The sequence below is a fragment of the Bacillus sp. AL-1R genome, assembly GCF_052180195.1.
GTDB lineage: Bacteria > Bacillota > Bacilli > Bacillales > Bacillaceae_G > Gottfriedia.
The window spans coordinates 2447159-2461031 of sequence record NZ_CP197469.1 but is presented as its reverse complement, the minus strand read 5'-3'; the positions used below and the strand labels follow the sequence as shown (position 1 = coordinate 2461031).

Annotated in this window: 16 protein-coding genes; 14 read left to right on the top strand and 2 right to left on the bottom strand. The window is 33.9% G+C overall.

Going from position 1 to position 13873, the window contains the following annotated elements; all coding sequences use genetic code 11:
* Positions 1 to 2 precede the first annotated feature (2 nt).
* The 11 genes from ACSBO6_RS11490 (at position 3) to ACSBO6_RS11440 (ending at position 10030) form a co-directional block, all read left to right on the top strand.
* A complete protein-coding gene (locus ACSBO6_RS11490) occupies positions 3 to 371 on the top strand; it encodes a cupin domain-containing protein (protein ID WP_098846104.1) in 369 nt (122 codons plus the stop codon).
* Between the two features lie 3 nt (positions 372 to 374).
* A complete protein-coding gene (gene lsrF, locus ACSBO6_RS11485; RefSeq protein WP_498843385.1) occupies positions 375 to 1166 on the top strand; it encodes a 3-hydroxy-5-phosphonooxypentane-2,4-dione thiolase in 792 nt (263 codons plus the stop codon).
* A gap of 387 nt (positions 1167 to 1553) precedes the next feature.
* A complete protein-coding gene (locus ACSBO6_RS11480) occupies positions 1554 to 1988 on the top strand; it encodes a hypothetical protein (protein ID WP_098846102.1) in 435 nt (144 codons plus the stop codon).
* Between the two features lie 530 nt (positions 1989 to 2518).
* Positions 2519 to 3082 (top strand): GNAT family N-acetyltransferase, encoded by a 564-nt coding sequence (locus ACSBO6_RS11475; RefSeq protein WP_498843384.1) that lies wholly within the window; start codon positions 2519 to 2521, stop codon positions 3080 to 3082.
* A 100-nt stretch (positions 3083 to 3182) separates the two neighbouring features.
* Positions 3183 to 3623, top strand: coding sequence for a GNAT family N-acetyltransferase (locus ACSBO6_RS11470; RefSeq protein ID WP_098846100.1), 441 nt, complete (start codon positions 3183 to 3185; stop codon positions 3621 to 3623).
* Positions 3624 to 3964: 341 nt separating this feature from the next.
* Positions 3965 to 5068, top strand: a complete 1104-nt coding sequence (locus ACSBO6_RS11465) for an amidohydrolase/deacetylase family metallohydrolase (RefSeq protein WP_498843383.1) — start codon at positions 3965 to 3967, stop codon at positions 5066 to 5068.
* Entirely contained in the window at positions 5046 to 6155 is a 1110-nt protein-coding gene (locus ACSBO6_RS11460; RefSeq protein ID WP_098846098.1) for a DgaE family pyridoxal phosphate-dependent ammonia lyase, read from the top strand. The genes ACSBO6_RS11465 and ACSBO6_RS11460 overlap by 23 nt, the downstream gene beginning before the upstream one ends.
* Positions 6152 to 6904 carry a 2-dehydro-3-deoxy-phosphogluconate aldolase gene (gene dagF / locus ACSBO6_RS11455; protein WP_098846097.1) on the top strand — a complete coding sequence of 251 codons (753 nt, stop codon included), beginning with the start codon at positions 6152 to 6154 and terminating at the stop codon, positions 6902 to 6904. Before ACSBO6_RS11460 ends, dagF begins: the two co-directional genes overlap by 4 nt.
* A complete protein-coding gene (locus ACSBO6_RS11450) occupies positions 6897 to 7910 on the top strand; it encodes a sugar kinase (protein WP_498843382.1) in 1014 nt (337 codons plus the stop codon). Before dagF ends, ACSBO6_RS11450 begins: the two co-directional genes overlap by 8 nt.
* A gap of 19 nt (positions 7911 to 7929) precedes the next feature.
* Positions 7930 to 8652 carry a GntR family transcriptional regulator gene (locus ACSBO6_RS11445; protein ID WP_498843381.1) on the top strand — a complete coding sequence of 241 codons (723 nt, stop codon included), beginning with the start codon at positions 7930 to 7932 and terminating at the stop codon, positions 8650 to 8652.
* 52 nt (positions 8653 to 8704) lie between these two features.
* Positions 8705 to 10030: a GntT/GntP/DsdX family permease gene (locus ACSBO6_RS11440; RefSeq protein ID WP_098846094.1), complete on the top strand. Its 1326-nt coding sequence runs from the start codon at positions 8705 to 8707 to the stop codon at positions 10028 to 10030.
* Between the two features lie 221 nt (positions 10031 to 10251).
* Here ACSBO6_RS11440 and ACSBO6_RS11435 read toward each other — a convergent pair whose 3' ends face one another.
* On the bottom strand, positions 10252 to 11217 hold the full coding sequence (locus ACSBO6_RS11435) for a ring-cleaving dioxygenase (protein WP_098846093.1): 966 nt from the start codon (positions 11215 to 11217) through the stop codon (positions 10252 to 10254).
* A 134-nt stretch (positions 11218 to 11351) separates the two neighbouring features.
* Here ACSBO6_RS11435 and ACSBO6_RS11430 point away from each other — a divergent pair, with 134 nt between their 5' ends.
* The 3 genes from ACSBO6_RS11430 to ACSBO6_RS11420 all read left to right on the top strand — a co-directional run bounded on the left by ACSBO6_RS11430 (position 11352) and on the right by ACSBO6_RS11420 (position 13277).
* Positions 11352 to 12242, top strand: a complete 891-nt coding sequence (locus tag ACSBO6_RS11430) for a DMT family transporter (protein WP_498843380.1) — start codon at positions 11352 to 11354, stop codon at positions 12240 to 12242.
* 271 nt (positions 12243 to 12513) lie between these two features.
* Positions 12514 to 13050, top strand: a complete 537-nt coding sequence (locus ACSBO6_RS11425; protein WP_098846091.1) for a GNAT family N-acetyltransferase — start codon at positions 12514 to 12516, stop codon at positions 13048 to 13050.
* A gap of 29 nt (positions 13051 to 13079) precedes the next feature.
* Positions 13080 to 13277, top strand: coding sequence for a diguanylate cyclase domain-containing protein (locus tag ACSBO6_RS11420; protein ID WP_142339216.1), 198 nt, complete (start codon positions 13080 to 13082; stop codon positions 13275 to 13277).
* Between the two features lie 20 nt (positions 13278 to 13297).
* Here the strand turns inward: ACSBO6_RS11420 and ACSBO6_RS11415 are convergent, their stop codons facing one another.
* Positions 13298 to 13705: a collagen-like protein gene (locus ACSBO6_RS11415; protein ID WP_498843379.1), complete on the bottom strand. Its 408-nt coding sequence runs from the start codon at positions 13703 to 13705 to the stop codon at positions 13298 to 13300.
* Positions 13706 to 13873: the final 168 nt, after the last annotated feature.

Genomic DNA, 13873 nt, shown 5'->3' with positions numbered 1-13873 from the left:
GGATGAAGAAAGTTCACGAAAATGACTTCGAATATCGGTTTGGTGACAACGGGCCGAAATATTTATCAAAAGGTCCAAACGTAGATATTGGTGTGGTTGTTTTGAAACCAGGTCAAGACTTCCAAAACCATTATCATACAGTTTGCGAAGAAATTTTCTATATTCTCGAAGGGCAGATAGATTTCTATATTAATGGTAATAAGGTGACTACAATACCAGGTGATATGATTCAATGCAACCCAGGCGATGCTCATTACCTTATCAATCAAACAGACAAAACATTTAAAGCCCTCTTCATTAAATCTCCGCATACTTTAGAAAGAGATGTTGTTAATATAAAGAATCCAGAAATCAAGTTAAGGAGTGAATAGATAGTGAGCTGGGGATTTGAAAATCGATTAAACAAAATATTACCAAATAAGAGGGCTGTAATGCTTGCGATAGATCATGGCTATTTCTTAGGGCCAATAAGAGGCTTAGAAAAGCCTGAGGAAACTGTCAGAGACTTACTTCCATACACGGATTCACTATATTTAACAAGAGGTACACTTGCAGCATGTATTCCGAAAAATACGGAAAAACCAATGGTTCTTCGTGTTTCGGGCGGCCCTACAACTTTAGGGAAGGATTTAGCGAATGAAACGATTGTTACTTCAATAAAAGAAGCAATTCGCCATAATGTTGTTGGTGTAGGGGTTTCGGTTTTTATCGGATCTGACTATGAAACACAAACAGTAACAAATCTAGCTCATGTTGTAACTGATGCTCATGATTACGGAATACCCGTACTTGGAATTACTGCTGTCGGAAAAGAGCTTGAAAAACGGGATGCCAGGTTCTTAGCATTAGCTTCAAGAGTTCTTGCTGAAATGGGTACTGATATTGTGAAGACTTATTACTGCGACAACTTTGAACAGGTAACGAGTAAGTGCCCGGTTCCTATCGTTATTGCAGGTGGCCCAAAATTTGATACAATTCGTGAAACGCTAGAAATTACGTATAATGCTATGGAGCAAGGTGCAGCTGGTGTGGATATGGGAAGAAATATATGGCAATCACAGCATCCTCTTGCAATGATTCAAGCAATACATTCCATCGTTCATAAAGGATTCACAGTAAATGAAGCAGTAGATTTATATGAATCTACCTCAAAAGTAAAAGCTTAATATATGTTGAAAAAGGAAACCGTTACAATACCACAAGGCTTTAAAGTTACGACAAGTCCAAAACAATAATTGTATCCAAAATAATTTATCAATTAAGAAAAGTGTAGGGATGTAAAAATTTCCTGCACTTTTTTTATTAGTATAAAAGATTGTTATGCAGCTACCGATTAAAAACAATGCAAATGCAGGTTCTGCAACAGGTAAAAAATTTTTTATAGTGATAGGTGGAAAAAATGAGTTTATACTTGTATGTAGAGGTGTTAATTTAGTTTGTTGGGCTGATTGACGCATAATAGCAAATTAAAGTTCATTTAGCAGGGATTATACAGTACATAATTGGCTGTAAATATCAATGACAAAGTATATTTGGAGGGAAGTGAAAGTAAAATGATTTATATATGGAATATAGAAAAAATCATTAAAGATACTTTAGAACAGCACGATTTAAATATTGACTTTGAAATTAACAATAATCTCACTGTCCCTATGAGCTATAACGTATCGACTAATACTATAAAATTTAATTATCTTCAAGTTAACGGTTATATCAGTAATCTTAGAATTAAAGAAACAGATGAGAACTTTGTAAAAATTATTCTTTTTCACGTGATTGGTTATTACTTAGATTTTAAGAAAAACAAACATGATTTAAGAATTCTAATGTATGGTGAAGATGAAGAAATCGCAAAGCTTAAGTCTGAAATAGAAACAAATGCATGGGAATATGGGAGAACATTGGTCCCTGATCAACTCTTACATTCATATGATAAAGTACGAGAATTAGATAAAGCTCTAATAAAGGGTCAATTAACGAATAGTTAACAAGAATATTTACCTTAGTAGAGACGGATTTAAAGTATCTGTAAAACCAAAAACAGTTACTGTTCAGTAATAAGGATATAAAAATGCAAAAAAGTGTAGGGAATATTTTTTCTTACACTTTTTTGCATTTTAAGAAAGTGTAAATTTGCAGCGACGAAGGGTACTTGTCGTAATTGCTTGTCGGTCCTTTTACTTAAGAAAAATGCAGATTAATTCAACAACATAAGTGACTTTGTCAGCTCTGATTTATTCAACATAATCCGAGTTTAGTTTAATCATCATAGAGGAATTTCTTTAATAATATAGAATTATTTAGAGTTGACCAAGTTTTTTTATTTTCCAATTTAAGAGAAATTCCTTTTAATGAGAACAGCTTTATTGTATTGATGTTTATCAAGTAATTCATAATTTCGGATTAGGTGGTCTCACGAAATGTCACTCTCACTCTAGGATTGTTTCTTTTGGGTGAAAGATTTTTTACAAAGTTTTATTAGTTCATCATTTAAAGTTTTTTCGAGAGGGGAAATGATATGAATCCTATTTTATTAGATGTTCCGTTCCAAATAGAAACAGACAGATTAATTCTGCGAGCACCTCTTCAAGCTGGAGAGGGGAAAGTTGTACAGCAAGCTATTAAGGATTCAATTAGTGAATTAAAGCAATGGTTGTCTTTATTCCAGTCAATTCCTTCTGTTGAAGAAACGGAAAGTCTTCTAAGAAATGCCCATATCGATTTTCTAAAAAGAGAAAGCTTTCGTTATCTTATTTATCTTAAGGATACTAATGATTTTATTGGAACTGCTAGCCTTCACGAAATTAATTGGAAGATTCCTAAAGGTGAAATTGGATACTGGATTAACACGCAATATAGTGGTAATGGATATATGACAGAGGTAGTAAGTGAGTTAACTAACCTTGGCTTTTCGCTACTTAAATTTAGAAGAATTGGCATACGATGTGAATTTAATAACATTAAAAGTCGTGCGATTCCTGAAAAACTAGGTTTTGAGCTTGAAGGGGTATTACGTAATGAAGATCTGTCAGCTGACGGGAAAAAACTAACTGATACTTGCATCTATGCAAAACTAAATTAGATTAACATTTTAAAATCCATTCAACAATTGAATTAGTATTTTAGATACTAATGAGAATATGAGTGCATTTATTAATTTAAGTTTAAATGGGAAGTGTAATATGGATATTAGATATAGAGTTGCTACAACAAATGATAGTTTAGAAATTGCTAGATTATCGGGTCAATTTGGTTACAATGTTGAAAAAAATCAAGTCTTTGAAAGATTAATTAAAATAATAGATCAAAAAGATCATGTTGTACTTGTCGCAGAGTTTGAAGGTAATCTGATTGGATGGATTCATGCTCACGGACGTTATTTGATTGAGTCCCCACCCTATGTTGAAATTGGTGGTTTGGTTGTTGACAGTACATATAGGGGTCAAAAAATTGGTAAGATGCTAGTGAAAAGATGTGAAGAATGGTCAAAATTATCGGGATTTAAGGAAATAAGGGTACGGACAAATGAAATTAGGGTAGATACACTTATTTTTTATAAAAAGATTGGTTTTGAAAACACAAAATCACAAAAAGTTTTTAAGAAAGAAATAAGTATTAACTAAAACTAAATTTTACTGCGTATGGTAATGTATGCGATAAGTTCACTTTCTCTTTAGCTTGTAGACAATGGAGTTTTCTCCATGTTTACAAGCTTTTTTTTGTATCCATAAAAATAATTAATTAGGTAAATAGTAAGTAGAATTTAGGTCATAAATTGAACTATTTAACGACGTTTATTCGTGGAAAGTTTTAAGAATTCAGAAAAAAAAATTAATTAAACATTATAACGTTATATTGACTAATGGAAAATTAGATGTTATTCTACATTGGAATAATAAACAAGATAGATGTAAACGAATACATTAAACAATTTAGTTTGTTTACGAAAAAAGGATGAGTGGAAATGAAAGATCATTTCGTACTACAAAATGTAAAAATGATAGACGGAAGTTCTGTTGATATCATAGTAGAAAATAAAAGGATTAAAGACATTGTAGCTGCTGGATGCGGTTATGGTGAGAAATTAGTAGATTACAAGCATAATGTATTTGTTTCTAGTGGCTGGATCGATATGCATGTTCACGCATATGCAGAATTTGAGCCATATGGTGATGATGTCGACGAGATTGGTTATAAAACGGGTGTTACTACAATTGTTGATGCGGGTAGTACAGGTGCTGATAATTTGTCCAAATTGGTAAGTAGTTGTAAAAAGTCAAAAACAAATGTTTTCGCATTTTTAAATATTTCACGAATTGGCTTAATACGGATTGACGAGTTATCTGATTTGACTTGGTTAAATGAAGATCAACTCAAAAATACAATTGCAGAACATAAAGACTTTATTATCGGACTGAAGGCAAGGATTAGCAAAAGTGTTGTAGGTGAAAATGGTGTAGAACCTTTAAAAATAGCACGTCAGTTTTCTAACGATACTAACTTACCACTTATGGTTCATATTGGTTCAGGACCACCAGATATAAATGATGTTCTAAACCTACTTGAAGAAAAAGATATAATTACTCACTACTTAAATGGTAAAGCAAATAATTTGTTTGATGAGAAAGGAAGACCACTTCCGAATTTTCTAAAGGCAATTAATCGAGGTGTTCATTTAGATGTTGGGCACGGAAATGCAAGTTTTTCGTTTAAAACAGCTTTGCAAGCTAAAGAACATGGAATTAAATTCGATACGATAAGTACTGATATTTATCGGAAAAATCGATTGAATGGACCAGTTTATAGTATGTCACATGTTTTATCAAAATTTTTATATTTAGGTTATTCACTAGAAGAAATTATTGATGCTGTTACAGTGAATGCGGCAAAGTGGCTAAATAAACCGGAACTTGGAAGAATTTCGATAGGAAATCTTGCGAACCTCACTTTATTTACTGTTGAGGATGAAGTGACAACCTTACTAGATTCTGAAGGAGAAGAACGTCAAGCTAAACAAAAAATCGTAGTAAAAGGAGTCGTTATTAATGGAGAACACATTGAATGCTAAGTATGGATTAAAAAGAGTAATTAATGCAAGCGGTAGGATGAGTATATTAGGTGTTTCCGCTCCAACAGATACTGTCATGGAAGCGATGAAAATTGGTGGTCAAAATTATGTTGAAATATCGGACTTAGTTGATAAGGCGGGAAATCATATTGCTGGACTTCTTCAATCCGAGGCAGCTGTAGTTGTTAACTCTGCTTCAAGTGGGATTGCCCTTTCAGTAGCGGCAATTGTTACAGAAGGTAACCGACGTAAAAGCGAAAGATTACACCAAGAGCCAATTCCAAAAAATGAAATCATTATGTTAAAGGGGCATAATGTTCAGTATGGTGCTCCTGTAGAAACGATGATTTTCCTTGGTGGAGGTAAATTAGTAGAAGTCGGTTATGCAAATGAGGGGAAAGTAGAGCATATTGCAGAGGCAATTAATGAAAAAACGGCAGCAATTCTATATGTAAAATCCCATCATGCTGTTCAAAAAAATATGATTTCAGTTGAAGAAGCATGGGAAGTAGCAAAAGCAAATAATGTACCTTTAATCGTTGATGCTGCCGCTGAAGAGGATTTGCAAAAATATGTCAAAGTATCAGATTTAGCAATATATAGTGGTTCGAAAGCAATCGAGGGACCTACTTCAGGGATTGTTGCCGGTAGAAAAAAATATATCGAGTGGTTAAAAGTGCAATTACATTGTATTGGAAGAAGTATGAAAGTTGGTAAAGAAACCACTTTTGGTCTGTTGCAAGCTTTAGATGAGTATTTTGTCAAAAAAGACAATAGTGAAAATGAAAAAGCTAGTTTAGAAGTTTTAAAATCACTAGAATCGATTGATGGTATTAAAGTAACGATTGTACAAGATGAAGCGGGACGAGCAATATTTAGAGCACGAATACAAATTGATCCGCTAGTAACAAAAATGACAGCAAAGGATGTCAATGATCGACTAAAGAATGGTCATATTGCGATTTATACCCGTGATTATGGAGTTCGTCAAGGCTTTTTCGATATTGATCCACGACCACTACAATCAGATGATATTTACGTAATCGAAGCACAAATTAGAGCAATCTTAGGAGGAACTGAACAATGACAAATATTGAAAAACGTTTTTATAATAACCGTGTAGCATTAAATGTTTTAGCTAATAGTATCGAAAATGCAGTTGAAGTTTTTGAGGCTGCAGAAGGTCACGTATTAGTAGGCGTTCTTTCAAAAGATTACCCAACGGTAGAGGCTGCTGTTACAGCAATGAAAGAATATGGTGCTCAAATTGATGAAGCAGTATCGATTGGTCTTGGTGCTGGTGATAACAGACAAGCAGCAGTTGTAGCAGAAATTGCTAAACATTACCCAGGAAGTCATATCAATCAAGTCTTTCCTGCAGTAGGTGCAACACGCGCTAACTTAGGTGAAAAAGATAGCTGGATTAATTCTCTAGTATCTCCAACTGGTAAAGTAGGCTATGTAAATATCTCGACTGGACCTGTAAGTGCTGCTAGTGAAACAGCGATTGTTCCAATCAAATCTGCGATTGCGTTAGTTCGTGATATGGGTGGGAATGCATTAAAATACTTCCCAATGAAAGGCTTAAAACATATAGAAGAGTTCAAAGCTGTAGCAAAAGCATGTGGAGAAGAAGGATTTGCTTTAGAGCCTACTGGTGGGATTGATTTAGATAATTTTGCAGAGATTTTAGAAATTGCATTGGAAGAAAAAGTACCTAAAATTATCCCACACGTATATTCTTCTATTATTAATGAAGAAACTGGAAAAACTAATCCTGAAGATGTAAGAAAATTATTAGCAATCACTAAAAGTTTGGTTGAAAAATATGCGTAAACAAATTGTTGCTTTTGGAGAAGTAATGATGCGATTGCAAGTGCCAGGGTATGAACTACTGGCACAGGCAAACGCATTACAATATTCTTTCTCAGGAACTGGTGTAAACGTTGCGTCGGCGATGACCAAACTTGGTCATGATGGTTACTTAGTAACAAAATTGCCGAACAATCCATTAGGGGATGCTGCAATTGCTTACTTGCAACGATTAGGAATTAATCGAAATTATATTACTAGAGGCGGAAAATATCTCGGGTTGTATTTTTTAGAAAATGGTTTTGGCCAGCGCTCAAGTCGTGTGACATATACTAATCGTTTAGAAAGTAGCTTTAATACGGCAACTTTTAATGATTATGATCTTGATTTAATTGCAAAACAAGCAGACGTTATCCATTTTTGTGGTATTACACTAGCGATGACAGATGACACAAAAGAAACGATGAAAATGCTTGCCAAAAATGTAAAAGAAAATGGCGGATTAGTTTGTTTCGATTGTAATTACCGACCTTCTTTATGGGAAGGAGGATATCGTGAAGCAAAACCTCATTATGAAGAAATGTTAGCTTTAGCTGATATCGTCATGATGAATGAGAAAGATGCGATCTATGTTTTAGGAATGGAGACGAAAGAAACATCTAGGGAAACACAACTGAAAGATCTTATTCCTAGAGTTGCAAATCAATATAACATACAAATTGTTGCTGGAACGCACCGAGCAATTAATCGTGACAATTCACATTCATTACGTGGATATCTATTTACTAATGGAGAGTTTCACTTTTCGGAAAATACTTCATTTTCCGTATACGATCGAATTGGAGCTGGAGATGCTTATACAAGCGGTATCCTACATGGTGTATTAAGTGAGTTTTCACCAGAAAAAACCGTTCACTTTGCTCAAGCAGCAGGTATGTTAGCATGTACAATCGTTGGAGATACACCAATGTCAACTGAGGAAGAAATTTTATCAGCTATGGCTGGAACAATTGATGATATTAAGCGCTAAAAAAGGAGAGTTTAAGGGAATGAGTGTGAATCGTAAAAAAGGACCGTTGTATTTACAAATTAAAGAGATGATAAAGGATCGGATTTTACATGGAGTCTACCCAATTCACACAAATATTCCCTCGGAACCTCAATTAGAAGAAGAGTTTCGTGTTAGTAAAATTACGATTAGAAATGCCATAAAAGAGCTTGTTCAAGAAGGATACTTAGAAAAGAAAAGTGGTAAAGGCACAAAAGTGATAGCGAATGTTACGAACGCAAAACTTTCAAAAGGGAAACGTTTTACAGAGATATTAGTTGAGGAAGGACATCATATTACTAAAAAAGTGTTGAGTATAAAAAAGCAAGAAATAATAGCGGATTCAATCCCTTATTCTGTATTTGGAGATAAATATATCCAAATTGAGCGAATTTATTTACTGGAAAATGAACCATATATTCACTTTACGCACTATATTTCAATTGACGTTACGGAAGAAGAAATAGAGGACATACAGATTAGCTCCTTGTATCGTTTCTTAGAAGAAAATAATATTCGATTAGAATCTTTCCGAGATGAATTTGCAGTAGCAGTTGCTCCAGATCATGTTTGTGAGATTTTAAATTTAGAAAAAGGCACTACCACATTAAAAAGAATACGTCGTTCTAGTGATGAAGATGGAAATATTTTAGAAATCAGTGAAGGTTACTATAATACGGCCAAACAAAATTATGTTGTAACGTACAATGATTCATCGCAGTAATTTATCTTCATTGTATAAAATGTAAGCGATTACTAAGGGAGAGTGTGCAAAAATGGATTTATATTTGATTGGAATTACATTAGTAGCAATCGTTATCGTTATTTTGGGAGTTTCGTGGTGGAAATGGCATGCTTTTATTAGTTTATCAGTAGCTGGTCTTTTCTTAGCCGTTTTTTCTGGTGTATCAATGGATAAAATTGTCATTGCTTATGAAACAGGAGTAGGCGCCGTTCTCGGACATCTTGTTGGGATTTTAGCTTTAGGGACGATTTTAGGAAAAATGATGTCAGATTCTGGAGCTGGTATGCAAGTAGCCGATTTCTTTATTAAAAAATTCGGCGTAAAAAACCTTCCATGGGCAATGTTGTTTTCAGGATTTATTATTGGAATTCCAGTATTTTTTGAGGTAGGCCTAGTAATCTTGTTACCTCTTGTTATATCAATTCGTAAGTCTACCAATTCAAATATTCTATTAATTGGTATTCCAGTACTTGCTGGTTTATCGATTGTACATGGTCTAGTCCCACCACATCCTGGTGCGATGACAGCGATTGGTATCTATAATGCAGACTTAGGACGAGTGTTACTTTATTCATTAATCATTGCTTTTCCAACTGCAATCATTGCAGGTCCGATCTTTTCAAAATGGATTCACAAACGTGTAACACCAATTGGTGAACCAGAATTAATTCGAGTTGAAACAAAGTCAAATGCATTACCAAGTACAGGTGTATCATTTTTCATCATCTTACTTCCAGTTTTATTAATGGTTTTAACTGTCATTACACCATACTTATCTCTACCTAGTGCAATTGCTAAATTCTTAATTTTAATTGGTAGTCCTGTAATTGCTCTATTAATCTCTTGTTTTGCAGCTTATTATTTATTAGGGTATCGCCAAGGAATGGACAAAACTTTAATCAAAAAATTAACTGACGAATGCTTAACACCTTTAGCTTCAATCATATTAATTATCGGTGCAGGTGGAGCATTTAAACAAATTCTAATTGAAAGTGGTGTAGGTACTGCCATTGCTACAATGGCTGAGCAACTGTCATTATCACCAATCGTACTTGCATTCTTAGTAGCAGGGTTAATTAGAATAGCGACTGGTTCAGCTACGGTTGCTTTAACAACAGCAGCTGGGATTGTTTCTCCAGTAGTGGCACATATGACTGGTGTAAACTTAGAATTACTTGTTATCGCAACTGGCGCAGGTTCACTAATGTTATCACATGTAAACGATGCAGGTTTCTGGTTAGTAAAGGAATACCTAGGATTAACTGTCAAAGAAACATTTAAAACATGGACTGTAATGGAAACGCTTCTTTCATTTGTTGCGTTTGGACTTACATTAATATTAGACATTTTTATTTAAGAATAAAGGAAGAGGCTGTCTTAGAAAGTCAGGTTAACTGACACGAAAAGCGCCTCTTTTTTTATAGATCGATAAACGATTTTAGTATTTTGTTAGAATAGGTAGTTTTCCATTTTGATGTTTCTTCAACTTGAGTATTATTTGCCATTAAAAGCGAGGGTGCTCATATTTTGAGAAGCCCTCATTTTAAATTTAAGATGATAAGCTATTAATAATTAATTTTATTCAAAGTCTAATGGACGTAAGCTCGCTTCGATTTCAGTACGTTTAGGTTCCAAAAATGGAGGCAATGCTAAGCGTTCACCAAGTGTTTCAATATGTTCATCTACATCAAATCCAGGGATATCAGTTGATAATTCGAATAAAATATGATTAGGTTCTCTAAAATAGAGTGCTTTAAAATAGTAGCGTTCTACTTTTCCTGAATTCGTAATCCCAAGTGAATTTAATTTGTCAGCCCATTTATCATATTCTTCTATGTTCGGTACTCTAAAAGCTACATGATGCACGCTCCCTCGTCCAGGTCTAGCTCTTGGTAAGTCTGGTCTTACTTCTAAATGCACTTCAGCACCAGCACCACCTAATCCGGTTTGGTAAACTTCAATTTCAAAGTTCTCTTCTGTAGATGGGTAAGTACCAGCAAGTCTAAATCCTAAAACATCCGTTAACGTTTTACTAGTAGGAACTGAATCTTTTACAGTAAGTGTAACTGGACCTAAACCAAGAATTCCATGTTCAGTTGGGATATCTGATTTATTCCAAGGCGTACCCGGTGAAACACCTTTTTCACCATTATCTGCTACTAAGATTAATTTTGTACCTTCATAATCTTGAAATGCGAGTGTATCTCGATTTGCTCTTTTAACTATTCCATCATGTGAAATATTAAGTTTTTCAAAGCGATTCTTCCAATAATGTAGTGATTCAGTTGTAGCTACTCTTAATGAAGTTGAAGAGACGATCGAGTGACCCGGGTATGTATTTCCTAAATGAGGGATATCGAAAAATGTTATTTCTGTCCCAGGATTTGCTTTTGCATCCCCGTAAAATAAGTGATAACTGGAAGTGTTATCTTGATTTACAGTTTTCTTAACAAGTCTCATTCCTAAAACTTTCGTGTAAAATTCGTAATTTTTTTCAGCATTTGTAGTAAGTAGTGAAACATGATGAATTCCCAATAATTCCACTTTCATCACTCCCTTAAAATTATTATTTATATGTACACTTTGCAAATGACTAGAGATTGAGGTAGCGTTTTATGTTAAACTGTTATCTAATAATTATACTATTCAGATATATGGTACAGAAGGGGGAAAAGGCTTTGTATTTCGGTTATTTATTAATTTTAATATCTGCAATAGCTTTTGGTTTAATGCCTATTTTTGCTTTATATGCCTATGGTCAAAATGTCAGTGTGAATACACTATTATTTTTAAGGTTTACATTTGCGACAATACTGTTCTTTAGTTACTTATTAGTTCAAAAAAAATTAGTGAAAATTACGAAACAACAATTAGTATTATTTGCTTTACTAGGTGGCGTATTGTATATGCTTCAATCAAGTTTTTATTTCAGTTCTGTTAAGTATATTCCTGCTTCTTTAGCGGCACTGATTCTTTATTTATACCCTATTTTTGTAGCTATTCTATCTTTTTTAGTAAATAAAGAACAATTAACAAAAAATATTATGATTTCAATAACATTATCGTTGCTTGGAATTGTACTAGTGCTAGGAGCTCCTGCAGAAAATATAAAACCATTCGGAATCATATTAGCTTTAGCAGCGGCAATCGTTTACTCAATATACATAATTGTTGGTGGAAGGGTAACAGTGAATGTTCCTCCTTTAGTAACAAGTGCCTATATTTCTTTATTTGCATCAATTTCATTTTTACTAGTAGGCATATCAACAAGCACGATTCACATTCATTTTAAATTTATTGGTTGGATTTCAATTTTAGGTATTTCAATTATATCTAGTGTGATCTCAATGGGAGCCTTTTTTGCTGGTGTAAAACGAATTGGACCAACAAAAGCAGCAGTATTAAGTATGGTAGAGCCTGTTGTGACAATTACCTTTTCGACCATTCTATTTCATGAAAATATGAGTTTACTTCAAATGATTGGCGGTACGATTGTTTTAGGTGGAGCGCTTTTAGTTGTTCTTACTAGTGAGAAAAGAAAAATTGTTGAGAATAAAATGGATTTTTAAATGGTATATGATAAAATGTATTTAGAATATTAGTATAATATTATGTAAATGTTAAAATAGCTACTTTTGTAGCTATTTTCATTTTGTAGACAAATTTGAAAAATATTGAATGATAGAATGGCTGAAAACGCTATCCCTAGAGGGGCGGATTTTTCTTAGACGATAATGAGAATCGCTAAATTAGGCGAAGTAAACCAAGAAAGCGAGCGTTTTCGGGCAGTCAGAAATGGCTGCTTATTCATCTGTTTTAAAATTGTAAAGGAGTAATAGAATGTTTGAATTAAAATTAAAAAATGGAGAAATAGTAAAAGTTCGTCAAGCAACAGGAACTGATGCTAAAGCAATTATAGATTTTTATAATATAGTAGGTGGAGAAACAAACTTTTTATCGTTTGGAGAAAACGAGTTTAAAAGAAATGAAGCAGAATATCAGACTTTTTTAGAAGAAACCTTCAATGAAAAAAATTCGATAATATTATTAGGTACGATCAATGATCAAATAATAAGTATCGGTTCGATCAATTCAAGTCAAAAGGAGCGTACAAAGCATGTAGGTACACTAGGCATTGTCATTAAAAAAGAATATTGGGGTTTAAGTTTAGGGAAGTTATTGATGAAATCATTAATTGATTGGGCTAAACAAAATGATTTAACTAGAAGAATTCAATTAGTAACGAATGAAGAAAATCTTAAAGCTATTCAATTGTATAAAAATTTAGGATTTGAAATTGAAGGTGTTATGAAAGAAGATACTTATATTAATGGAAAGTACTGTAATACTTTAATGATGGGGTTGCTAATTAAATAGCAAACTCTCTATTATAACCACACGAATGAATAGAATTCGTTTCTTCATATGTAAGTGCTAGTATTGGGTTGGTAATTTTAGTGCCAAATGATTCAATTAAACTAGAAGATGGTATCAATTTTGCCGATAAAGCTCTGTACTTTGCGAAAATGAATGGAAGAAATCAAGAATGTGTTTATTCAATTAAGTTTGAAATGTCTTTCGTTAAAAAGCCTTGTGAATGTTAATCACAAGGCTTTTATAGTTTTTAGAAGCACGTAAATGATCTAATTCGATTTGTATCAATTCCAAAGAAAACCCATCTCCAGCCATTCCATCTCCAGCCTGCTACTGAATGTCTGCCGACGAAGGTTGGAAAGTACCAGAATTGTTCTCCATTATTCAACCAAACATAAGTATTTCTAAATCGACAACCAGCGATCGCACCTGGATCTATTGCGAATGCTGTTGCTTGAGACATTGTTGGAGTGAATGAAGGTGGTGGTGCAGTCGGTTGACTCCCTTGACTATGGCCTCCGCCACCCGGTTGTCCCGGAAATCCTGGAAAACCACCCGGTTGCCCTGGAAATCCACCTGGCTGGCCTGGGAATCCGCCCGGTTGCCCTGGAAATCCTGGAAAACCTGGAAATGTGCGATATTGAGGGAAAAAGTTCATTTTATCAACTCCTTTTTAGTTTAATCCTTATTAAAGTATGAAAATTAATTTTTTTTGTTTGGGCAAATAGGTAAATATCTAGTTTTAACTGGGGATATTTGCGAATAGTATTGGTAGCTTGTAGAAAAGTATCATTATATTATGAATCGGTGTGATGCTTAAGTATGT

Excerpts from the sequence above, each read along its gene's own strand:
- ACSBO6_RS11490 (WP_098846104.1), top strand. The coding sequence starts at position 3 with ATGAAGAAAGTTCACGAAAATGACTTCGAATATCGGTTTGGTGACAAC.
- ACSBO6_RS11480 (WP_098846102.1), top strand. The coding sequence starts at position 1,554 with ATGATTTATATATGGAATATAGAAAAAATCATTAAAGATACTTTAGAA.
- ACSBO6_RS11475 (WP_498843384.1), top strand. The coding sequence starts at position 2,519 with ATGAATCCTATTTTATTAGATGTTCCGTTCCAAATAGAAACAGACAGA.
- ACSBO6_RS11470 (WP_098846100.1), top strand. The coding sequence starts at position 3,183 with ATGGATATTAGATATAGAGTTGCTACAACAAATGATAGTTTAGAAATT.
- ACSBO6_RS11465 (WP_498843383.1), top strand. The coding sequence starts at position 3,965 with ATGAAAGATCATTTCGTACTACAAAATGTAAAAATGATAGACGGAAGT.
- ACSBO6_RS11460 (WP_098846098.1), top strand. The coding sequence starts at position 5,046 with ATGGAGAACACATTGAATGCTAAGTATGGATTAAAAAGAGTAATTAAT.
- dagF (WP_098846097.1), top strand. The coding sequence starts at position 6,152 with ATGACAAATATTGAAAAACGTTTTTATAATAACCGTGTAGCATTAAAT.
- ACSBO6_RS11450 (WP_498843382.1), top strand. The coding sequence starts at position 6,897 with ATGCGTAAACAAATTGTTGCTTTTGGAGAAGTAATGATGCGATTGCAA.
- ACSBO6_RS11445 (WP_498843381.1), top strand. The coding sequence starts at position 7,930 with ATGAGTGTGAATCGTAAAAAAGGACCGTTGTATTTACAAATTAAAGAG.
- ACSBO6_RS11440 (WP_098846094.1), top strand. The coding sequence starts at position 8,705 with ATGGATTTATATTTGATTGGAATTACATTAGTAGCAATCGTTATCGTT.
- ACSBO6_RS11425 (WP_098846091.1), top strand. The coding sequence starts at position 12,514 with ATGTTTGAATTAAAATTAAAAAATGGAGAAATAGTAAAAGTTCGTCAA.
- ACSBO6_RS11415 (WP_498843379.1), bottom strand. The coding sequence starts at position 13,705 with ATGAACTTTTTCCCTCAATATCGCACATTTCCAGGTTTTCCAGGATTT.